We start from the raw sequence: 21,495 nt of genomic DNA, 5'->3' as shown, positions 1-21,495 counted from the left end.
ACGCGCGCCAAAACCCGATACCGCCCGGGCCCTGAGCCCAAGCGCATGGGTCTGAGTATCGAAAAGGGATTAATCGCGGCTCTTACCACCGTGACGGTGGTGTTGCCTCAGGCCGCCGGGTCAGAATTACCCAGCAACTGCACGCCATTGATCTTCCAAAGGCCCTCTTGCTGGATCATCTGGTAATCCAGCAAATGCACGCGACCCTCGCCATCGGTGATCATGACCTTCTGCCACAGGTTCCCGGCGACCTCGCGCAGTTCCAGAAACCGCACCTCCGCTGGCCGCCAGACCATCGGATAACCGCGCCGAACCATGACCCCGAAATTATCCGGGTCGCCAAACATGCGCTGGATATTCGGGCTGGCAAAAGTGAACGCGGTGGCAAAGTCATCCGCCTTGAACGCCTGTATCTGGGCCGAGATATTGGCCTCGATCTCGTCACTCTGAGCAAAAGCTCCGGATGCCAGTCCGGCACTCAGGGATAGGGCAAGCAATAGTCGACGCATGGGGCCACCTCCTGAATCAAGAGTAGCCCCACACGGGATCAGGTCAAATCAGACCAGTTCTCCGGCCAGCGCCTTGTCGATCAGAGCTATCGTCTCCGGTACGCCATAAAGCGCGATGAACCCACCGAACCGAGGACCCTGCGACGCCCCCAGCAGCACCTCATAAAGCGCCGTGAACCAGCCGCGCATCGGATCAAACCGCTCGCGCCCGATGGAATAGACCACCGATTGCAGTGCCTCGTCTTCCATCGGGCCATCATAGGCTTCCAACGCCGCCTTCAACGCCTCCAGCGCCTCGTGCTCTTGCTCTGTCGGCGCGCGGTGCTTGCGCGTCGGTTTGACAAAATCGTTGAAATACCGCACCGCAAAGCCCGCCGCTTGATCCAAATCGGGGTGCGTCTCGGCAGTGGCTTCAGGCGCATAGCGGCGGATAAAGCCCCACAGCGCCTCTTTGTCTTCGGCCCCCGAAACAGACGCTAGGTTCAACAGCATCGCAAAAGGAACCATAAGCGTGGATACGGGCACATTCCCACCGTGGATATGCCACACCGGATTGTTCAGCTGCGCCTTCAGGTCCTGTCCCGGATAGGCCCGCAACTGTTGATGATATTCATCATACGCCTTTGGGATCACATCGAAATGCATCCGCTTCGCGGTCTTGGGCTTTTGATACATGAAATAGGCCAGCGACTCGGTGGGCGCATAGGTCAGCCATTCATCGATCGAAACACCATTGCCCGACGACTTCGAAATCTTCTGGCCGTTCTCATCCAGAAACAGTTCATAGCTGAAATGTTCCGGCGCACGACCGCCCAAGGCCCGGCAGATCGCGTCATAGATCTTTTCGTTAGTGGCATGTTCCTTGCCATACATCTCGAAATCAACGCCCAAAGCGGCCCAGCGCGCGCCAAAATCAGGCTTCCACTGCAGCTTCACATTGCCGCCAGTCACGGGCAGCGTCCATTCCTTGCCATCCTCGTCATCGAAGGTGACAGTGTAGGTATCGGCGCAAACCTTCTTCATCGGCACATACAGAACCCGCCCGGTCTCGGGATGGATCGGCAGGAAGATCGAGTAGGTCTGCTGACGTTCTTCGCGCAGGCTTTTCAGCATGATGGCCATCACGTCGTCATACTTCTCAACGGCGCGCTTCAGGATCTCGTCGAACTGGCCCGAGCGGTAAAACTCGCGCGCCGAATAGAACTCATACTCGAACCCGAAAGTATCGAGGAACCGGCGCAGCATCGCATTGTTATGCTCACCAAAGCTGTCATATTCACCAAACGGGTCCGGCACCGAGGTCAGCGGACATTGCAGATAATCCTGCAGCGCCTCGGGGTTCGGCACATTGCTGGGCACTTTCCGCATCCCATCCAGATCGTCCGAGAAACAGATCAGCTTGGTCGGGATATCCGACAGCGCCTCAAACGCGCGCTTGACCATCGTGGTCCTCGCGACCTCACCAAAGGTGCCGATATGCGGCAGACCTGAGGGGCCATAGCCCGTCTCAAACAGCACATATCCCTTCTCCGGAGCGCCATGCTTATACCGTTTGAGCAACCGCCGCGCCTCTTCAAACGGCCACGCCTTGGACGTCATCGCGGTTTCACGCAGGTCAGACATTTGGATACTCCATCGGGAAACGTGCCAGACACCCCATGCGCCCGGACCGGCCCCTGTTATTGTGCAGGTGCAGTATGAGTCAATAAAGGGTGGTGATTTTCATGCCTCTATGAGCATGAATACCATGCCATCAATATCTGCTCTGAATTACGAATATCCGCAACGTGGGATTGCCGCCTTTGACTTGCTAAGACAAACTAGCGACCGCGCCGACAAATTCGGTCCACCGCTCGCGATCCACAAAGCCATAATGTCCCGCACCCGACCACTCATGCGCTGTGCAGTCGCGAAGTTCGGAGCAAAGGTGTCGCGGCATATCCGGCGAGATAATGTCGTCCGCCGTACCATAATACATTTCCACCGGTTGCTGGATGTCACCTGGCGAAAAGCCCCAGTCCCAAAGGGCCATCGTCATTTCGAAAACTCCTTCCTCGTGTTGCAGATAACCAAGACGAAAGTTCTCTTCGAACAAGGCTTGCTGCTCTGGATTGCGGAGCATTGTTCTGGCTTCATTGGGCATTTGGTCAACGACAGACTCCACATATGAAGGGATGTCTTTCAAAGCACTATTAGCGCCAATACGCTCTGCCCATCGGATCAGTAAGCTCAGGTGGCGCAATTTTGCGATGGTTTTCAGATCCTTCAGTACCAGCATCTTGGTGACACCGGGCTCATCGAATGGTGCCACAGGAGAAGCGAGCGCAACTTTACGCACACGTTCAGGCATGTGAAATGCTACAGCCAAAGCGTGGGGGCCGCCTCCGGAATGGCCCGCTACATTGAATGTATCGAGGCCAAGTTGATCCGCCAGATCCTCCATATCAGCGCCCCAATCCACCATTCTCCGATCCTTCTTCGGGCTCGACCCTCCAACACCCGGTTCGTCGGCGGAAATCCAGTGTACGCCGAGCGAAGCGGTCAGACTGTCGTCAGGATGACGAATTACGTGAGAGTCGGAAAACCCATGGCTGAAAATCACTGGCGTTCCATCTGGATCGCCGTAAGTGCTGAATGCAAGCGTTCTGCCATCTCTAAGAGTTATATGATTGGTCAAGTTGTTCTCCGAAAACGAAATAACTTTGTGTGGTGAGTTCATTGGACTGCTGGCATAGATTTAATCCAAGAGTACGAGCCGATCTCACCTCTTTTGCACCATAACTATTGGTCCGCATAATGAAACGCCGATGTCAGATTGAGTTTTCAACGGGCGTTTACATCACAGCCGAAATCACCCACCCTCACCGATCGCATTCATTGCACCCCAAAACTACCAGTTGAACCTCCTTGCACCCGCTCCTATCGTGCGGCAACAAACGTTTCATTCAGGACGACACCATGACCGAGCAAACCCCACATCCGATGTCCCCGCAGGATTGCCTTGTGGCGATCATGGTGGCGATTTCCGCCTCGGACGAGAACATCCGAACTGCAGAGCTGGTCAAGATCGAAGGCGCGGTCAACATGCTGCCGGTGTTCGCGGGTTACGATATCGACCGAACCCGCCGCGTCTCGCAGATCGTGTTTGATTTGTTTGAGCAGGTTGACGGGCTGGATGCCCTCTTCGGACTGATCCGTGACAACCTGCCCGAACGCCTGAACGAAACCGCCTACGCGCTGGCCTGTGATGTCGCCGCCGCTGACGGCACTCTGGCCGAAACCGAACTGCGCCTGCTGGAAGAAATCCGGTACGAGCTCAGCATCGACCGCCTGCACGCTGCCGCTATCGAACGCGGGGCACGGGCGCGGCATACAACCTAGCTGCCGTAGAGCGTACCCCACCGCTCAATCAGATTGCGCTGCAATTTGCGAGACCGCCGGTTCCAAGCCCGCGCGCCGTCCGGGCGCTCGCGCGACGCACGCGGGATCGTGGCGCGGTGCGCGGTGTCGGCTGTGAAGATCGCAAACGCCAGATCCACCCCATCTGCCGTTGTCATGTAACCGCCAAGACCCGAGACGAAGTTCAAAGTACCCGTTTTTGCGTCGACCTTGATCGGATGATCCTTGACCGGCTGCCCGTTTTTGTCGGCCAGCGTAAAGGACCGAAGCAACGGCCGCAGCTCCTCTGACTGCCCCGCCGCCACCAGCGTATTGACCAGACCGGCGGGGGCCATACGTGAGGAACCGCTAAGTCCGGAATGATCGACCATCGCGATCCCATCCGCGCCAAAACGCTCTGCCGCCCATAGGTTCATTTCTGCGGCCGAGTCCTCAAGGCTCTGCGGCGCAACCCCGCGCGCCTTGGTGGCCGCCAAACCCACCATTTCGGCGGTTATATTGGTCGAATATCTCAGCATCCCCTTCAGGATGCTTTCCAACGGATCGCTCTGATGCACCACCAGTTCGGTCCCTTGCGGTGCTTGCCGCGTCACCTGCACCCGGCCCAGCACGATCCCATTCACGCGTGCCAGCGTGCGGAACACATCTCCGGCATAAAGCGCAGGCTTGCGTACCGGCAGCCAGCGTGCCCCGCCATTGCCTAGCGCGCCTTTGGCCACGGTCCAGCGATCCTGTCGCGCGCTTGGCTGATAGGTGTAAATCGGCAGGCTGCGGCTCTCGACTCGCATCGATGCCATATCTACCGAAGGCGTATAATTCGCGCTGCGCGCATCCATGGTTACACCATAGCCGGTGCCCTCGCGTTTCCACTCGAAATGCACACGGTTGAAATTCAGGGAAATCCCGCTGATCGACGGGCTATAGCCCAGATGATCTGGCTGCCCCGGATCAATGCTGAAGACGTAGGGCAGCGCACCATCATAGACCTTGAACGCGCCCTTCACCTCGGTGATCCCGGCCTTGCGCAGATTGGCTGCCATTGTGGCCAGCGCGTCTGTATCCAGCAGCGGATCACCGCCACCCGCAAGGATCAGGTCGCCTTTCAGAATGCCATTTTCGACCGGTCCATCCGCGATCAAGCGCGTTTCGAACCGATACTCCGGACCCAGCACATCCAGCGCATAAAGCGCGGTCAGCGCCTTGGCGACGCTGGCTGGTGGTAGGCTTTGGCCCTCGCCGAACACCTCCAGCGGCGTTCCGGTTTCCACGTCGGCCACGGCGAAAACAACCTCGCCCTTCAGCCCCGCTGCCTGAACCAGTCGCTCGGCCCCGCTGGGCTGCGGGCCACGCAGCACAGGGCGCAGAGACACCGAAGGCGCCTCGGCCAGACCTGCGCCCGGAACCAGAGACGCCCCTAATCCACCCAGAAACAAACGACGCGAAATTCGATCGACCATGGGTCTATTAGAATCCCAGAGCTTAAATGCAGACAATCACTTGATTAAGATTATGCGTCAAGTGGAGTCATTCGGGCAACACCCCATCGCTCCAATTCCCGCGATTGCGCAACTCGGTCGAACTGACATCAACCATCGGCACGTTCACAAAACACCACGCCGGAGCATCCGCCCGCCCCAGCAAATGCCGCGCCTGCCCGTCGATACGGTACTTGGCATAAAGCCGAGCCGCCGGAGACATCCGCGCCGAGATCCGATCCCCCGGCCGCGCCACAACGCCCACAGGCACGCTGTCCATGATCTGCCGCCAGTCCTTCCAGCGGTGAAACTGCGCCAGATTGTCCGCGCCCATCAGCCAGACGAACCGAACCTGAGGATAAAGCCTCCGCAGCGCTGCCAGAGTGTCTGCCGTCGCCCGCGTGCCCGTCAGAGCCTCGATATCCGTGACCTCAACGCGCGGATGCTGCATCACATCCAGCGCCGCCGCCATCCGCCGGGCCAAAGGCGCAGGCCCCCGCTCCTTAAGAGGGTTCCCCGGAGACACCAGCCACCACACCCGATCCAGCCCGAACGCCTTCATCGCTTCGCGCGTCACATGCACATGACCTTGATGCGGAGGATCAAATGACCCTCCGAACAACCCCACGACCTGCCCGGGCCCCGCATATGGAATGGTACTGCGTTCCATCCTCTGCTGATGTTCAGAACTGAGAGGTGTTGTCAATCAATCGGCTGCACCACATCGCCAAGCCTGACTTGCCCCGGTTGCACTACTTCGGCACACCATCCCCCATGCCCCCGCACAGCAGAATAGCCGCCTTTGCCCAACGCCTCCTCCATCCGACTGCACGGAGCGCATATCACGGTAAAGCGCAAAACGGCCTCCCCGACCTGCACCTCCCGCCCCTTTAGCGCCGCCAGATTGATCCCAGAAACCACCAGATTGCGCCGCAGGATCTCAGGCTTAACCGATCCTTGCCCCAGATAAGAGCCAATCGCCGCCAGATGTTCCTGCTGGATCAAAGTCACCGCCCGCTTGCCCGCCCGGCTGCGGTCGCCGTCGAGCCCATCGGCTGATACCCAAACCTCGTTGCGCCCATCCATTTCCGCTCTGCGGCCGGGACGTAAACCAATCCATGTCACCCGGCCCGGTTGCGCCCAACCGGCAATCAGTTCCGCAAGTTCTGCCAAAACCCCACCACTCCTTGTCGTGTTGGTTCTACCGGATCAAACGACCACAGAAAATTCACAAAACCACCAGCTTGCCCCGCCCGCTCGCCTCGGATATCCAGCGTTCCAACTTGATTTCCCCGACCCAGAGGACGCGACATGGCCGCCTATCAATATGTCTACCACATGCAGGGTGTCTCCAAGACCTATCCCGGTGGCAAGAAGTGCTTTGAAAACATCCACCTGAGCTTCCTGCCCGGCGTGAAAATCGGTGTTGTCGGCGTCAACGGCGCGGGTAAATCGACGCTGATGAAGATCATGGCGGGCCTCGACACCGATTTCAACGGTGAGGCTTGGGCCGCCGAAGGCGCCAAGGTCGGCTATCTGCCGCAGGAGCCGCAACTGGATGAATCGCTGACCGTCCGCGAGAACGTCATGCTGGGCGTGGCCGCGAAAAAGGCCAAGGTCGACCGGTTCAACGAAATCGCCATGGAGATCGCCGAGAACTATACGGACGAGCTGATGGAGGAAATGACCACCCTGCAGGACGCGATCGACGCCGAGAACCTGTGGGACCTCGACAGCCAGATCGACGTCTCGATGGAGGCGCTGCGCTGCCCGCCGGACGATGCCAACATTGCCAACCTCTCGGGCGGTGAGAAACGCCGCGTGGCGCTCTGCAAGCTGCTGCTCGAAGCGCCCGACATGCTGCTGCTCGACGAACCGACCAACCACCTGGACGCCGAGACCATCGCCTGGCTGCAGCAGCATCTGATCGACTACAAAGGCACCATCCTGATCGTCACCCACGACCGGTATTTCCTGGACGACATCACCGGCTGGATCCTCGAACTCGACCGCGGTCGCGGCATTCCGTACGAGGGGAACTATTCCGCATGGCTGGAACAAAAAGCCAAACGGCTGGAGCAGGAAGCCCGCGAAGACAAGTCCAAGCAGAAGACCCTGCAACGCGAACTGGAATGGATGCGTCAGGGCCAGAAAGCCCGTCAGGCCAAATCCAAAGCCCGGATTAACGCCTATAATGAGCTGGCCGAACAGTCCGAACGCGAAAAGCTGACCCGTGCCCAGATCGTCATCCCCAACGGCCAGCGCCTTGGCGGCAAGGTGATCGAGGTCGAGGGCCTGTCGAAACACATGGGCGACAAGCAACTGATCGAAGGGCTGGACTTTGCCCTGCCACCCGGCGGCATCGTCGGCGTCATCGGCCCCAACGGTGCCGGTAAATCGACCCTGTTCAAGATGCTCACCGGTCAGGAACAGCCCGACAGCGGCACCATCACGCTGGGCGACACGGTCGAGCTGTCCTATGTCGACCAGTCCCGCGACGACCTGAAAGACAACGACACCGTGTGGGAGGCGATCACCGGCGGCGCCGAGATCATCCAACTGGGCGACGCGCAGGTCAATTCCCGCGCCTATTGCTCGTCGTTTAACTTCAAGGGTGGCGACCAGCAGAAGAAGGTCTCTCTACTGTCGGGTGGTGAGCGCAACCGTGTCCACATGGCCCGCCTGCTGAAAGAGGGCGGCAACGTCCTGCTGCTCGACGAACCAACCAACGACCTGGACGTTGAAACCCTGCGCGCACTGGAAGACGCGCTGGTCGATTTCGCCGGCTGCGCCGTGGTGATCTCCCACGACCGCTTCTTCCTTGACCGGATTTGCACGCATATTCTGGCCTTCGAGGGCGATGCCCATGTGGAGTGGTTCGAGGGCAACTTCGAGGACTACGAAGAGGACAAAAAACGCCGTCTGGGACCGGACGCGCTGGAGCCCAAGCGGTTGAAGCACAAGAAGTTTGCGCGGTGATTTGATTGGAAAAAAACAATCTAAGAAAATACATCCATTTTGGCGCAGTATTGCTTTTCGTTCGAAGCAATGCAGAGGATAGTTTGCCCTACATCGGAGAGGGATATATCCAACAAAATTTGGAACGAGTATTTAGTTACATCGAAGAACTAAATCTCAAAGTTTCAAACAATGCGTCAAAAAAACTCAAAGAAATGAAGGCGGAATTTGACAACAAATATAAAGATGGTTCGAACTTAGAGGCTCCCGACGGCAAGGCACTATTTGAGGAGATCAATGTTCTACAAAGAGTTATACTTGCCGAAGCAGAAGAATTATCCGCGTTCTTCCCTGATGAAAGAAGATACAATACCGACCTTTTGTTCGAAGATATCTCTGGAATATTTGGCAGAGAAACCTTTGGTCGATTGCCGGAAAACGCACAGAAAGACTTCCAAGAAGCCGGCATGTGCATAGTACTTGGACGCGGAACAGCTGCTGCTTATCACTTGATGCGCGGTTCAGAATGTTGCCTAAAGCATTTGTATTTCTCTGTTATCAAACAAAAAAGATTGAGCAAACCAATGTGGGGCCCAATGGTAAAAGCGCTATCAGAGCGCAAAGCACTTGACGATGCCTTGAGCGGAACTCTGGACAATTTCAGAAGCGGTTTTAGAAATCCTGTAGCTCACCCCGACAAGTTTTATACCATTGATGAAGCTCAAGATCTTCTAGGCACAACCACCCAACTTGTTTCTCTGATTGCCAACCACGACAAATACGTAACGCCGAAGCAAGCGTAGGATGGGGTTTCACCCCGTCACGCACTCAACGATCATACCCGAAAACTCGCACGATCTGTTCCCGCGCACCAAACCACTTGCAAACTCCAACCTCTCAAATGATGGGGTAAGACCCCAACCTACGGCTCTCCGAACGTGCCATCGGTGACCACACCGCTCCACTCCGGATCAACCCGACCTGCACGAATATCGCGATGGATTGACGAATACGGCCAATCGGTGGGGCGCTCGACCAACCCGTGCTTCACCGGATTCCCCCGACAATATGCCATATGATTGCGATAATCCGTTTCATCCCGAATTGCATGCTCCCAAAACCGGCGCTGCCAAATCCCGGCATCCCCTTTCGCAATTTTCGAATCTGTGCGTAAGGTGGGGTTCCACTCCACCACTCCCGACGCCTTCACCCCACGCGTAAACCGCGCCTTAATCGCACCCCACCGTGTCGAATAATCCGCATCCCCCGGCGGCAAGGTCCACACCGCGTGCAAATGATCCGGCAACACCACAAGCGCATCGCACCAGAACGGCCGCTCCCTCTGGGTCACTGCAAAGGCGGCCCGCAAATGCGCCACCTCTCGCACCAGCAAATCCGACGACCGGTCGGCCAAAGACACGGTGAAAAAATACTTGGCCCCGGGAATGCGGACGCGTCGATAATCGCTCATGCTGTAACTTGATCATGACGAGGGTTAACGGATTCTGAATGCCACTCCGACGCGCCAGATAAATAACCGGACCTTATCAAAGCTCTGCTAACTAATAACCAGAACCATCGGCGGATTTTTGTACAAGACGGACGATTCCGCCTCAAACCCTTGTACAATCCATACAATCCGCCCTTGCCACACCGTCTGACCGATGCCATATCCAAGAGGCTTACGTTTTTCTATTTCGACCTGCAGTCTCCTTCTACGGCGCTCAGTCTATCGATACAGACAACGACGCCGGGCTGCCGCATCCACGTGGGCAGCACTAAACAGGAGACAACGGATATGCCCGCAGGCACCGTAAAATGGTTCAACACCACCAAAGGCTATGGCTTTATCGCACCCGAAGATGGCGGCAAAGACATCTTCGTACACATCTCGGCTGTCGAGCGTTCGGGCCTCACCGGTCTGGCCGACAACCAGAAGGTCACGTACGAGCTGCGCGCTGGTCGTGACGGCCGCGAAAGCGCCGACAATATCGAACTGGCCTAAGCCATTCAAAGGGCGGGATTTTTCCCGCCCTCTCCGCTATGCCCGCGCCCCGTGTGTGGCATAGGGAATACATCACAATCGGGTTATTCCTCCCCGGTGATTGACCAAATCCGCTATCATTTCAAAACTAGCGTTATGATTTCTTTGGTCATTTGAGGGATGTCACCATGTTCACACGCCGCGTATTTCTGGCCGGTACTGCCGTCAGCCTGCTTCCGGGCGTTGTCAGCGCCAAGAAAGCGGTCGAGTATGATCCCACGCCACAATTCGTGCGGGTCAAAAAGCAATTCCTACCCGGTCAGCTGCTGGTCGTTCCCCGTTCCTTCTACCTTTATTACATAACCGAACCCCGCAAAGCGATCCGCTATGGCTGCGGCGTCGGCAAAGCCGGACTGGAGTTTACAGGAACCGCAACTATCGACGTAAAGAAGGAATGGCCCACCTGGCGACCGACCGATGAGATGATCGAACGCGACCCGGTGGCCTATGGTCGGTTCAAGGACAACGACTATGTCCAACCCGGAGGGAGCGATAATCCACTGGGCGCGCGCGCTTTGTATCTGTTCCAAAACGGAGTCGACACCTATTTCCGCATCCATGGCACCACACAACCGCAAACCATCGGTCGCGCGGCCTCGAACGGCTGCATACGGATGCTGAATGAGCATGTAATCGATCTGTACAACCGGGTGCCGATTGGAACCGTGGTGACCGTGGTCTAAGCCGCCGACCAATCCACATCGTCGGCTTTTTCAATCCTCAGGCGACCTTCTGGCCATGGGCGCATCAGCTTCTGCGCCGCTTCTTCGGATCCATGTAACCAGCAATCCACATCCTGCGACCCCAGCAACACACCCATACGGTGGTGGATCGGCTTTACATCGGCATTTGGCTCGCAGGTGACTGAGGCGACCTGATCCACACGCTGCCCACCAGGGGCCTCCCAACTATCCGTAATTGCAGCAAATAACAGCGGTATGCCATCCTTCGCTGCGATACGCCATGCAGTTTTGCGCCGTTTCTCTCCGGTCCACTCGTACCAGCCATCAACTGGTATAACTGCGCGCCCAACACCTTCAAATGCGCTTTTGTCAAAAACCGTTTCAGAGTGAGCGTTGATAATGGTCTCCATCACCGGACGTCCGCGCGCATTGACCCTGCCGACCGGGATCATCCCCCATCGCATCATCTTCAAGCCTTCACCGGTCAATACCGTCACCTCCTGACCCGGTTGAATATTTCTGCGCGGGGGCTGAGGCCCTACGTTATCTTTCACATTCAGGAACTTAACTATCTCGCCAATCGGTCGTGTGAGAAAAAACCGGCCTGGCATAGGACCCCTCCTAATCGGTAGCGCGCTCCGCTAAAGCCAGTACAAAAGGTCCTAGCGCGTCAACGATCAGCGCAACGCCTTGGGCATTTGGATGGATGCCATCAGATTGCATGAACTGGCGCGCGACTGCAGGATCGCCCTCGGTCGTGAGCCCGTCAAAGAAGCTTTCCGCATAGATCGCGCCATACTGCTGCGCCAGTTCCGGATACATGGCATCGAAACTTTGCTTGTAATCCGTCCCATAGTTCCCGGGGGCTTGCATGCCGATCAGCAGAACTTCGACATTCGCAGCTTCAGCGGTGTTCAGGATTGCCTCAAGATTGGCGCGCGACACATCCGGATCGATACCGCGTAACAGATCATTGCCGCCGAGGGCTACAATCATGCCATCGACCTCTGGCGTCAGAGTCCAATCAACGCGGGAGGCTCCTCCTGCGGTCGTATCCCCGGAAACACCGGCGTTGATAAGCTGAATATCCGCCCCTTCCTCCTGCAACCAGCGTTGCAGTTGGGGCACAAACCCGTCTTGTTGCGGAAGTCCATATCCTTGTGTCAGGGAATCTCCGAGCGCCGCAATCACCACCGGCTCAGCCGTCGCGGCAAATCCGCAACAGATGAACACGCCTGACATCAAACCCTTGCGCAGCTTCTGTATCGCGCCATATCCCAATGGACTGTACCCCTCTTGATGGCCTGATCGATGACGACACCCGTTCTCACCCTCCAAGATGCCGCATTATCGCTGGATGGCAATGCCGGAAGAGTGGATATCCTGCACGACATCACTTTGACTGTGAGCAAGGGTGAAACTCTGGGGCTTATCGGTCCCTCTGGTTCCGGAAAGTCTTCGCTACTGATGCTGATGGGCGGCTTAGAACAGGCAACTGGTGGACGCGTTACCGCATTGGGCCAAGATTTGACGAAAATGAGCGAGGATGCGCTGGCACGGTTCAGAAGAGATGCCATGGGCGTAGTGTTTCAGAATTTCCACTTGATTCCGACGATGACCGCGCTTGAGAACGTGGCGACCCCGTTAGAACTCGCGGGACACAAAGATGCTTTCCAGCGCGCCGCGGCCGAGTTGGAGGCCGTGGGCCTTTCACATCGTATCGATCACTACCCGGCGCAGTTGTCAGGCGGCGAGCAACAGCGTGTGGCGCTGGCCCGCGCTTCGGCCCCGCGCCCGCATATATTACTGGCGGATGAACCAACGGGAAATCTGGATGAAACCAACGGTTCAGCAATCATTGATCTGTTATTCGGACTGCGGGACCGTCACGGGGCAACTCTGGTTCTGGTCACGCACAGCCATACACTGGCTCAAAAATGCGACCGCGTTGTGCGCTTGCGCGATGGGCGTATCGCCGAGGAATCCCAGCGTGAGGCCGCCGAATGAGCCTGCGTCTGGCCGGTCGCCTGGCCCGGCGCGAACTGCGCGGTGGGTTGCGCGGGTTTCGAGTGTTTCTGGCCTGCCTGGCTTTGGGTGTTGCAGCAATTGCTGCGGTTGGCATGGTGCGCCAAGCCATTCAGACCGGATTGCAACAAGAGGGCGCGTCGCTCTTAGGCGGCGATGCCCAGCTGGAGTTCACCTATCGCTTTGCAAACGATGAGGAACGTGACTGGATGGCGGACACCGCGCAAGCAGTGTCAGAGGTCGTCGATTTCAGGTCCATGGCCGTCACGGGTGATGGCGCAGGCGCGCAACGGGCGTTAACTCAGGTGAAGGCCGTGGACGGGGCCTATCCGCTGCTGGGATCGGTGGCTCTGGAACCCGCAGTTTCTTTGCCCGAGGCCTTGGCGGGCGCCGATGGGCTGCCCGGCGCCGTGATGGCTCCGTCCCTGATTGACCGCCTGAACCTTGCGATTGGGGACCAATTTGATCTCGGCACGCAGAGGTTCGTTTTGATGGCCTCGCTGGAACACGAACCGGATGGTGCGGCAGATGGGTTCTCGCTGGGACCGCGCACGTTGGTTCGAACCGAGGATTTGCAATCATCGGGCCTGCTGGCTCCGGGTACTTTGTTTTCCACCAAATACAGGATGAACTTGCCGCAAACCGCCGAGTTGGAGGCGCTGTCGCAGCAGGCCAGGCAGGCCTTCGAGGGAACCGGCATGCGCTGGACTGATGCCCGCAATGGTGCGCCCGGGATATCCGAGTTTGTAGGGCGCCTCAGCGCGTTTCTGGTGCTGGTTGGTCTGTCCGGATTGGCGGTTGGGGGGATCGGCGTATCGGCTGCCGTGCGCGCCTATCTGTCCCAGAAAACGGAAACCATTGCGACATTGCGGACTTTGGGCGCTGATCGGGCCACAATCTTTCAGACATACATGATCCAGATCGCCGTTCTTTCAGGCGTTGGTATCGTCATGGGTTTGACCCTGGGCGCGGCGCTTCCAATGCTGCTGGCACCGGTTATCGAAACCCAACTGCCGATCCCTGCTGTATTCTCGCTATATCCGCAGCCCCTGTTCGAGGCCGCACTTTATGGTGTGCTAACCGCGTTCCTGTTTACGCTTTGGCCTCTGGCCAGAACCGAGGAGGTGCGTGCGGCAACATTGTTCCGGGATGCGCTGACTTCGGCAAGCAGCTTCCCGCGCTTGATCTATGTAATTGCGACTGCAATTGGCCTGGCCGTACTGATCGGAGCCGCCGCTTGGTTCAGCGGTTCAACCCGGTTGACCCTCTGGACAAGCGCAGGTCTGGCGGGGGCGCTCACTTTGCTGACCCTTTCTGCCATTGCCATTCGCAAATTGGCCCGCGCGGGCGCTCCTTGGGCCAGAGGGCGTCCAGCCCTGCGGTGGGCGTTGTCCGCCATCTCTGACCCACGCGAAGGCGCAGCATCGGTGGTCCTGTCCCTTGGGCTCGGCCTTTCGGTCCTTGCGGCGGTGGGGCAGATCGACGGCACGCTACGCAATGCGATTTCGGGCAACTTGCCCGAGGTCGCACCCTCGTATTTCTTCGTCGATATCCAGAAGGATCAGATGCCCGGGTTCAGCGAACGTCTCGACACCGACCCTGCCGTCAGTCGGGTAGAAAGCGCTCCGATGCTGCGTGGGATCATTACCAAAATCAATGGCCGACCCGCGCGCGAGATTGCAGGCGATCACTGGGTTCTGGACGGCGACCGAGGCGTAACCTACTCTGCCCGCCCCCCACGGAATGCCCGCGTGACTGACGGGGTTTGGTGGCCAGAGGACTACAGCGGCCCAGCGCAAGTCAGCTTTGCCGCAGAAGAGGCCGACGAGATGGGCCTGAAACTGGGCGATGAGTTGACCGTTAATATCCTGGGCCGCGATATCACAGCTGAACTCACATCGCTGCGCGAAGTTGATTTCTCCACTGCAGGAATGGGTTTTGTCATGTCGATGAACCCCTCTGCCTTGGCTGGTGCCCCGCATAGCTTCATCGCTACCGTCTATGCCGAAGAACAGGCCGAGGCCGCCATTCTGCGTGATTTGGCCGGTCAATTCCCCAACATCACGGCAGTCCGGGTCAGAGACGCCATCGACCGGGTATCAGGCCTGCTGGCAGGGCTTGCGGCAGCCACCTCATATGGCGCAGGGGTTTCTCTGTTGACCGGGTTTTTAGTGTTGATCGGTGCGGCGGCAGCGGGCGAACCGGCGCGTAGGTACGAGGCAGCGATCCTCAAGACTCTGGGTGCCAACCATGGGCGCATATTGCGCAGCTTTGCCCTGCGGGCAATCCTTTTGGGAGCAGCCGCAGGTTGCGTTGCTTTGCTGACCGGAATTCTGGGCGGTTGGGCCGTGGCTACTTATATATTCGACACAGAGTTCGCGGTCATCTGGCCATCCGCGCTTGGGATCGTCATCGCCGGTGTTGGCGTTACCTTAGGCGCGGGGATGGTCTTTGCCCTGCGCCCGCTTTCAGTACGCCCTGCGCGTATACTGCGCGCCAGCGACTGAGTTCAGCGCATACAAGCGACAGGCTGCAATATTTTCAGCAATTGGTCATTGTCGCAAACCAACGCATCGAGCGTGATTTCGTCCAGCGACGCATAAAACACCTCAGCCGCATCTTGCAGCGCCAACCGGAGGCGGCAGGCATCGGTCAGTGGGCAGGTGTTGTCAGCATCCGCAAAACACTCGGCAATCGGCAACCCGCCTTCGACATGGCGAAACACGGACCCGACCCGGATCTGATCCGCCGGGCGTGCCAGCGTCATGCCGCCATTGCGGCCGCGTTGTGTGCTGAGATAGTCTAGCTGGCTCAGTTGGTTGATCACCTGTGCCAGATGGTTTTCTGAAATATTACAGACATCGGCGATCTCGGCCTTCGTGACCAGCCGTTCCTGATGTGCGGCGCAATACATCAAAACACGCACCGCGATATTCGTCCGTTTGGTAATCCGCATTAGGGCCTCCCGAATCTAAAGGTGAAGCTTTATTGCATGTCTCGTAAAAAGACTGTTTGACATACATCAATCGTCAAAGAAGGACGCGACCCGCATGGCAGACCCTTATTTCTTCGGCTATGGCAGCCTCGTGAACCTGTCGACGCATGATTTCCCCGACCCGCGCCCAGCGCGACTGAAAGGTTGGCGACGCGCATGGCGGCACACGGATCTGCGCCCGGTGGCGTTTTTGACCGCTGTGCCGGATGCTGATTCCGAGATCGATGGTATGATCGCCCATGTTCCTAAAAACGACTGGGCCGCGTTGGATGAAAGAGAATGGGCCTATGACCGCGTTCCAGCCACACGGTCGGTCACGCACACTCTGACGCAAGAGGTGGAAATCGCTGTCTACGCAGTCCCGCATGATCGACACACCGCGCCCAGCAATCACCATCCCCTATTGCTCAGCTATATTGATGTTGTCGTGCAAGGGTATCTGCGGGCTTTTGGACCAGAGGGCGCCGATCGCTTCTTTGCAACAACCGATGGTTGGGATGCTCCGATTTTGAACGACCGCGCCGAGCCCCGTTATCCCCGTCACCAACAATTGAAGCAGGCCGAGACCGAATTCGTGGATGACCGCCTGCAACGCGTTTCGGCGCAAGTTTTGCGACCCGGAGAACAAAGAAAGGCAGGTGATTTACCTGCCTCCTTCGTGTTCTAAAGCTCTGACCCTGAAGTCAGCCGCGAGCGCGGATCACCTGCAACAGCGGCAGCAAGGTCGCCATTTCGGGCCCGCGCTCCATCCCCGTTAGCGCTTTGCGCAGCGGCATGAACAGGCCTTTGCCCTTGCGGCCTGTGGCCTCTTTCACGGCCTTGGTCCATGTGCCCCAAGTTTCCCCATCGAATGGGCCTTCGGGCAGCAATGAGACAGCCTGAGCGATGAACTCACGGTCCTCGTCAGCGATCAGGGGTTCGGCCCCATCACGACACAATTCCCACCATCCCTCGAGATCGCTCAGCGTCGTGATGTTTTCGCGCGCCATGGTCCAGAAAGGCTCGGCCAGTTCAGCAGGTACACCTGCTTTAGCAACGGCATCGGCCACATCGGCCAGCGGTAGCGATTGCAGGTGCTTCGCGGTCAGCGGGAACAGGTCCTGCACGTCGAACTTGGTTGGGGCCGCACCGAAGCGTGTAACATCAAAGCCGTCGATCAACTCTGACATATCCGAGCGCAACTCAACCGGATCTGACGACCCCAGACGCGCCATCAGGCTCAGTAAGGCCATTGGCTGCACGCCCTGCTCTCGCAGATCGCGCAAGGCCAGAGTGCCCAAGCGTTTCGACAACGCCTCTCCCTGCGGGCCAGTCAGCAACGAGTGGTGCGCAAAACGCGGACAGGTGCCGCCCAACGCCTCGATGATCTGAATCTGCGTTGCGGTGTTGGTGACATGGTCCGAGCCGCGCACGACATCGGTTACGCCCATCTCGGTGTCATCGACCACAGAGGCAATCGTATAGAGAACCTGACCATCGCCCCGGATCAGCACCGGGTCGGATACTGAAGCTGCATCGATCGAGATGTCGCCCAAAATGCCATCGTTCCATTCGATACGCTCGTGGTTCAGTTTGAACCGCCAGACGCCATTGCCACGCTCAGCGCGCAGGGCTTCTTTCTCGGCATCGCTGAGGTTCAGCGCTGCACGGTCATAGACCGGCGGCTTGCCCATGTTCAGTTGCTTCTTGCGCTTGAGGTCCAGCTCGGTGGGCGTCTCGAACGCCTCATAGAACCGGCCCATCTCGCGCAGCTTATCGGCGGCCTCGGCGTAGCGGTCCAGACGCTCCGACTGTCGCTCAACCCGGTCCCAATGCAGGCCCAACCACTCCAGATCCTGCTTGATCGCGTCGACATATTCTTCCTTAGACCGCTCGGGATCGGTGTCATCAATGCGCAGAATGAACGTACCGCCAGCCTTGCGGGCGATCAGATAGTTCATCAGGGCGGTGCGCAGGTTGCCCACATGGATGTAACCGGTGGGCGACGGGGCAAAACGGGTCGTGGTCATGGAAGTCTCCTGTTGGCGCGGCTCATCTCACATGGGCGCGATTTTGTCCAGCAGGGGCTTTCAGGTCGGTTCAACCGGCCAAATGCCATCTAAGCGTTCGAGCCCGGCTTTGATGAGTTCACGAAGCACGTCGAGATCAATATCCGGTAGCTTATTCACATATAGGCAGGATTTACCCAGCTTGTGCTTGCCCAGTCTCGATAAGATATCTCCGAAGTCGGCATACCCTGGCATGATGTAGATGGAATGCGCCGCCTTGCGCGGAGAGAACCCAGTTGCGAGAAAGTCGCCCTCGCGCCCTGACGCATAGCGATAATGATATCGACCATAGCCAATGATCGACGGGCCCCACATTACTGGCGCATAACCTGTGGTTTCACGAAACAGCCTGTCCAGCACGTGCGCCTCCTCCGCCTTGCGGGTCGGCTGAATACTCGCCAGAAAATCAGCAACGTTTTGCTCGGTGGGTACGGTTTTATTCGCAGATCGCGGCATGAACAAAAATTAACACGTAATGTTCAACCACGCAGCCCATATAACAGTGCCATAGTATGGCCACAGGCCCAGACTGACCTAATTCAGTCAAACATGCTCTGACAGGGAGAACGACCATGACCATCAGATTGACTCGCCGGGCGGCGCTTGGAACGGTTGCGGCTCTGCCGCTTGCGGCAGCTACTTCGCCTGTTCTGGCCGCAGGTACCGAGACCAAAGCCAACTCTACAATAGCAAAATCGTTTCAACTGGGCGATTTCACCGTCACCACCTTGTTGGATGGCAGCCTGCCTCGTGATGGTGCGCAAGACATTTTCGGCGGCGGCGCCTCGGATGAAGATTTCGCCCGTGTATCGGCTGACAACTTCATCTCGCCAGATGTTGCGCAGTTCTTCTTCACACCAACGCTGGTTAATACGGGGTCCGAGATGATCTTGTTTGATACTGGGCTTGGCCAAGGTGGAATTCAGGCCGCGTTGGCCGACGCCGGCGTAACGCCTGATCAGATCGATGTGGTGGTCATTACCCACATGCATCCCGATCATATCGGTGGTATGACAACCAATGATGCCGCGACTTTTGCCAATGCGCGTTATGTAACAGCAGCACCCGAATACGACTTTTGGTCAGCGCAAGACGCGGGCAACCGAGTGGGTGATATGGTTGCAGCCAAAGTCACCCCGATGGCAGAGAAGATGACCTTTATCGGGGATGGTGGTGAAGTCGCATCCGGCGTCACCGGTATGGCAGCGTTTGGGCATACTCCGGGCCATATGGTCTATCACCTAGAAAGCAACGGTCAGCGTCTGGTCCTGACGGCGGATCTTGCAAATCACTATGTCTGGTCATTTGCACATCCTGAATGGGAAGTGCGATTCGACATGGACAAAGCCGCTGCAACGGAATCGCGCCGGAATGTGCTGGGCATGCTGGCTGCGGACAAAGTGCCTATGATCGGCTATCACATGCCTTTCCCAGCCGCTGGTTATGTCGAATCCCGTGGCGACGGGTTCCGGTTCGTGCCGGTCAGCTATCAAATGATGGGCTAGGAGCTAAAAACCAGCATCCGGCCGCACTTTTGACCCATCCGTGAAACGGGACAGGCGAAAGGCGGTCGGATCAACGCAAGGCGTGCTTTCCGTAACAAGGTCCGCCACTAATCGACCTGCGGCAGGACCGATGCCAAAACCGTGGCCGGAGAAACCGGTCGCAATATGAAGGCCCAGCACCGCGTCCACTTTCGAGATGACCGGGATCGCATCCGGGGTCACATCGATCAGGCCGGCCCAGCTTTGCACGATCTCCGCACTATCAAGCGCAGGCAACGCCTTGCGGGCGTTGGCCCACGCCCTTCGCAACACTTTCTGGGAAGGTTCCGGGTCGAGTACTCGGCAGTGTTCAAACGGTGTCACATCGGTCGGCAGCCAGCTTCGGTCTTCATTCGCCTCGACCATCCAGCGTCTCGAAAGGCGAAACCTTAAGGACCGCCACTCTTGCCGGAATGCGGGCAGAAACTGCAACCCGAGTCGGAAACTGTCGGGAACGATATCCACCGTATTCTCGTGACCCGAAGCTATGGTGTATCCCCCGTCCGAGCGCTTTCGAATGGCAAAATCATCACTCCAAAGCGACACCTCTGGCCCTTCTGCAACCGGAGAGGTCCGCATGACCGTATTGAGCACTTTGAGCTGTGGCAGAGCGATTCCAGCGTTCCCCGCAAACAGCCGAGACCAGGCTCCGCCTGCAAGTACGACTTGACTACACCTTACGCGGCCGCGTTCGGTGAAAACACCTGCGATCCGGCCCGCAGCAACATCGACACTTCGCACCGCGCATTGCGTCATGATCGCGGCCCCACGGTCGCGCGCCGCCTCGGCGAATGCGGGGGCCGCCCATTGCGGCTCGGCTCGCCCGTCCTGCGGCATGTAAAGCGCTGAGCGCAGTTTCATACTGTTATCCGACAGCAACCCGTCCAGTTCAGGGCCGGATACCATGCGAGCACCTGTTTGCAGCCCTTCAACATGGTCCAGCCATCGCGTCAGGTTTTCATCGTCTCGTGCGCCAGATGCGCCAAACACGATTCCTGATTGAACATAGCCTGTGGCGCGTCCCAATCGCGCATCCAGCCCTTGCCAGATTCTAAGCGCCTCTTGCATCAGGGGGATCTCGCGCGGATCACGTGTCCCAAGGCGCACCCAGCCCCAATTGCGCGAGCTTTGCTCGCCCGCAATCCGGCCCTTCTCGCACAACAAAACGGAAGCACCTCGCTCAGCAAGCTCGAAGGCTGCCGAAGCCCCGATGATTCCACCACCTATGACGACAACATCTACGTGTTTGGGAAGTGTGAGATCAGATTCGACGGGTGTCGGTGTGGGGCCTGGCATTAACCGCTCGGTGCTCGTTCATCGGAGCGACATCCAGCCTGAAGGCGATTTCACTGGCAATGTAGAAAACGGTTGGTCCCGGGCAATTGCCGGAACCTGTGGCCAATTGGCCAATGCGCGGCGAATAACGCCGCGCAGATGCGTTCAGATTACGCCGCCCCGGAAAGTTGCGCCCATTTCTGGCGCAGTACCGTGCTGAGCTTGGGATCGGACTTTGATGCAAGCGATTCCTGTGGCTGCAACACCGGAAATTCCGATCGCAACGGAACCGGGCCTGCCACCGCGCCGGGCGTCGGCTCTTCCTGGCTCATAATGTCTGCAATCGCAGCATCCAGCGCCTGTTCATCCAACTTGCGCGGCGCTGATTCCATAGGCTTCAACTGCAACGGAGAATGAAGCGGCTTATCGTATCCATTCGTCATTTGACCACCAATACCTTTACTGACATCCCAAACACGGATGCCTTTTCCCAGTTCCACAATCCCGGTCATCGGCTCTGAAAATGGCAGGCCAACCTAC

23 protein-coding genes are annotated in these 21,495 nt (G+C 57.9%); 9 read left to right on the top strand and 14 right to left on the bottom strand.

Annotation, left to right across the window (positions count from 1 at the left end; genetic code table 11):
* Positions 1-107: 107 nt before the first annotated feature.
* From ACR0KC_RS17435 to ACR0KC_RS17425, 3 genes are all read right to left on the bottom strand, one after another.
* Positions 108-509 carry a DUF4864 domain-containing protein gene (locus tag ACR0KC_RS17435; RefSeq protein ID WP_480707186.1) on the bottom strand — a complete coding sequence of 134 codons (402 nt, stop codon included), beginning with the start codon at positions 507-509 and terminating at the stop codon, positions 108-110.
* 48 nt (positions 510-557) lie between these two features.
* Positions 558-2,132 (bottom strand): lysine--tRNA ligase, encoded by a 1,575-nt coding sequence (locus ACR0KC_RS17430; protein ID WP_480772035.1) that lies wholly within the window; start codon positions 2,130-2,132, stop codon positions 558-560.
* Positions 2,133-2,319: 187 nt separating this feature from the next.
* A complete protein-coding gene (locus ACR0KC_RS17425) occupies positions 2,320-3,186 on the bottom strand; it encodes an alpha/beta fold hydrolase (RefSeq protein ID WP_480772034.1) in 867 nt (288 codons plus the stop codon).
* 281 nt (positions 3,187-3,467) lie between these two features.
* Between ACR0KC_RS17425 and ACR0KC_RS17420 the strand changes: the two genes are divergently transcribed.
* The gene (locus tag ACR0KC_RS17420) at positions 3,468-3,890 is read left to right on the top strand and encodes a tellurite resistance TerB family protein (RefSeq protein ID WP_170395941.1); all 423 of its coding nucleotides are present in this window, start codon (positions 3,468-3,470) and stop codon (positions 3,888-3,890) included.
* Here the strand turns inward: ACR0KC_RS17420 and dacB are convergent.
* From dacB to ACR0KC_RS17405, 3 genes are all read right to left on the bottom strand, one after another.
* Entirely contained in the window at positions 3,887-5,365 is a 1,479-nt protein-coding gene (gene dacB, locus ACR0KC_RS17415; RefSeq protein ID WP_480772033.1) for a D-alanyl-D-alanine carboxypeptidase/D-alanyl-D-alanine endopeptidase, read from the bottom strand. The genes ACR0KC_RS17420 and dacB overlap by 4 nt on opposite strands.
* A 67-nt stretch (positions 5,366-5,432) precedes the next feature.
* Positions 5,433-6,053: a nicotinate-nucleotide adenylyltransferase gene (locus tag ACR0KC_RS17410; protein WP_170514044.1), complete on the bottom strand. Its 621-nt coding sequence runs from the start codon at positions 6,051-6,053 to the stop codon at positions 5,433-5,435.
* Between the two features lie 32 nt (positions 6,054-6,085).
* Positions 6,086-6,556, bottom strand: a complete 471-nt coding sequence (locus ACR0KC_RS17405) for an MOSC domain-containing protein (protein WP_223117574.1) — start codon at positions 6,554-6,556, stop codon at positions 6,086-6,088.
* Between the two features lie 138 nt (positions 6,557-6,694).
* On the opposite strand from ACR0KC_RS17405, the gene ettA reads away from it, so the two are divergent.
* A complete protein-coding gene (gene ettA / locus ACR0KC_RS17400; protein WP_480772032.1) occupies positions 6,695-8,362 on the top strand; it encodes an energy-dependent translational throttle protein EttA in 1,668 nt (555 codons plus the stop codon).
* Between the two features lie 5 nt (positions 8,363-8,367).
* A complete protein-coding gene (locus ACR0KC_RS17395; protein WP_480707174.1) occupies positions 8,368-9,144 on the top strand; it encodes a hypothetical protein in 777 nt (258 codons plus the stop codon).
* 119 nt (positions 9,145-9,263) lie between these two features.
* Here ACR0KC_RS17395 and ACR0KC_RS17390 read toward each other — a convergent pair whose 3' ends face one another.
* Positions 9,264-9,812, bottom strand: a complete 549-nt coding sequence (locus ACR0KC_RS17390) for an REP-associated tyrosine transposase (RefSeq protein ID WP_480707172.1) — start codon at positions 9,810-9,812, stop codon at positions 9,264-9,266.
* Positions 9,813-10,139: 327 nt separating this feature from the next.
* On the opposite strand from ACR0KC_RS17390, the gene ACR0KC_RS17385 reads away from it, so the two are divergent.
* Together ACR0KC_RS17385 and ACR0KC_RS17380 are read left to right on the top strand one after the other, a co-directional pair.
* The gene (locus ACR0KC_RS17385) at positions 10,140-10,346 is read left to right on the top strand and encodes a cold-shock protein (protein ID WP_010442474.1); all 207 of its coding nucleotides are present in this window, start codon (positions 10,140-10,142) and stop codon (positions 10,344-10,346) included.
* Between the two features lie 167 nt (positions 10,347-10,513).
* A complete protein-coding gene (locus ACR0KC_RS17380; protein ID WP_170395928.1) occupies positions 10,514-11,068 on the top strand; it encodes a L,D-transpeptidase in 555 nt (184 codons plus the stop codon).
* On the opposite strand, the gene ACR0KC_RS17375 is transcribed toward ACR0KC_RS17380, so the two are convergent.
* Both ACR0KC_RS17375 and ACR0KC_RS17370 read right to left on the bottom strand, forming a co-directional pair.
* On the bottom strand, positions 11,065-11,679 hold the full coding sequence (locus tag ACR0KC_RS17375; RefSeq protein WP_480791439.1) for an SOS response-associated peptidase: 615 nt from the start codon (positions 11,677-11,679) through the stop codon (positions 11,065-11,067). The genes ACR0KC_RS17380 and ACR0KC_RS17375 overlap by 4 nt on opposite strands.
* A gap of 10 nt (positions 11,680-11,689) precedes the next feature.
* Entirely contained in the window at positions 11,690-12,310 is a 621-nt protein-coding gene (locus ACR0KC_RS17370; RefSeq protein WP_170647345.1) for an arylesterase, read from the bottom strand.
* A 69-nt stretch (positions 12,311-12,379) separates the two neighbouring features.
* On the opposite strand from ACR0KC_RS17370, the gene ACR0KC_RS17365 reads away from it, so the two are divergent.
* Positions 12,380-13,075, top strand: coding sequence for an ATP-binding cassette domain-containing protein (locus ACR0KC_RS17365; protein WP_170395925.1), 696 nt, complete (start codon positions 12,380-12,382; stop codon positions 13,073-13,075).
* A complete protein-coding gene (locus tag ACR0KC_RS17360; RefSeq protein ID WP_480772030.1) occupies positions 13,072-15,600 on the top strand; it encodes an ABC transporter permease in 2,529 nt (842 codons plus the stop codon). Before ACR0KC_RS17365 ends, ACR0KC_RS17360 begins: the two co-directional genes overlap by 4 nt.
* Positions 15,601-15,602: 2 nt before the next feature.
* On the opposite strand, the gene ACR0KC_RS17355 is transcribed toward ACR0KC_RS17360, so the two are convergent.
* The gene (locus ACR0KC_RS17355; RefSeq protein WP_170395922.1) at positions 15,603-16,049 is read right to left on the bottom strand and encodes an RrF2 family transcriptional regulator; all 447 of its coding nucleotides are present in this window, start codon (positions 16,047-16,049) and stop codon (positions 15,603-15,605) included.
* 94 nt (positions 16,050-16,143) lie between these two features.
* Between ACR0KC_RS17355 and ACR0KC_RS17350 the strand changes: the two genes are divergently transcribed.
* Complete coding sequence (locus tag ACR0KC_RS17350; RefSeq protein ID WP_170514025.1) at positions 16,144-16,755, top strand: gamma-glutamylcyclotransferase family protein; 612 nt, start codon at positions 16,144-16,146, stop codon at positions 16,753-16,755.
* 16 nt (positions 16,756-16,771) lie between these two features.
* Here the strand turns inward: ACR0KC_RS17350 and gltX are convergent, their stop codons facing one another.
* Both gltX and ACR0KC_RS17340 read right to left on the bottom strand, forming a co-directional pair.
* Positions 16,772-18,097, bottom strand: coding sequence for a glutamate--tRNA ligase (gene gltX / locus ACR0KC_RS17345; protein ID WP_170818627.1), 1,326 nt, complete (start codon positions 18,095-18,097; stop codon positions 16,772-16,774).
* Positions 18,098-18,157: 60 nt separating this feature from the next.
* Entirely contained in the window at positions 18,158-18,592 is a 435-nt protein-coding gene (locus tag ACR0KC_RS17340) for a DUF1801 domain-containing protein (RefSeq protein ID WP_480707167.1), read from the bottom strand.
* A gap of 116 nt (positions 18,593-18,708) precedes the next feature.
* On the opposite strand from ACR0KC_RS17340, the gene ACR0KC_RS17335 reads away from it, so the two are divergent.
* Positions 18,709-19,641 carry an MBL fold metallo-hydrolase gene (locus ACR0KC_RS17335; RefSeq protein WP_170395914.1) on the top strand — a complete coding sequence of 311 codons (933 nt, stop codon included), beginning with the start codon at positions 18,709-18,711 and terminating at the stop codon, positions 19,639-19,641.
* A gap of 3 nt (positions 19,642-19,644) precedes the next feature.
* Here the strand turns inward: ACR0KC_RS17335 and ACR0KC_RS17330 are convergent, their stop codons facing one another.
* Together ACR0KC_RS17330 and ACR0KC_RS17325 are read right to left on the bottom strand one after the other, a co-directional pair.
* Complete coding sequence (locus ACR0KC_RS17330; protein ID WP_480772029.1) at positions 19,645-20,976, bottom strand: NAD(P)/FAD-dependent oxidoreductase; 1,332 nt, start codon at positions 20,974-20,976, stop codon at positions 19,645-19,647.
* 149 nt (positions 20,977-21,125) lie between these two features.
* Positions 21,126-21,467, bottom strand: coding sequence for a hypothetical protein (locus ACR0KC_RS17325; RefSeq protein WP_170395910.1), 342 nt, complete (start codon positions 21,465-21,467; stop codon positions 21,126-21,128).
* Positions 21,468-21,495: the final 28 nt, after the last annotated feature.

This window comes from Ruegeria sp. CF3 (assembly GCF_056537365.1).
The sequence above is the reverse complement of the archived record's forward strand: the minus strand, read 5'-3'. Positions and strand labels throughout refer to the sequence as shown.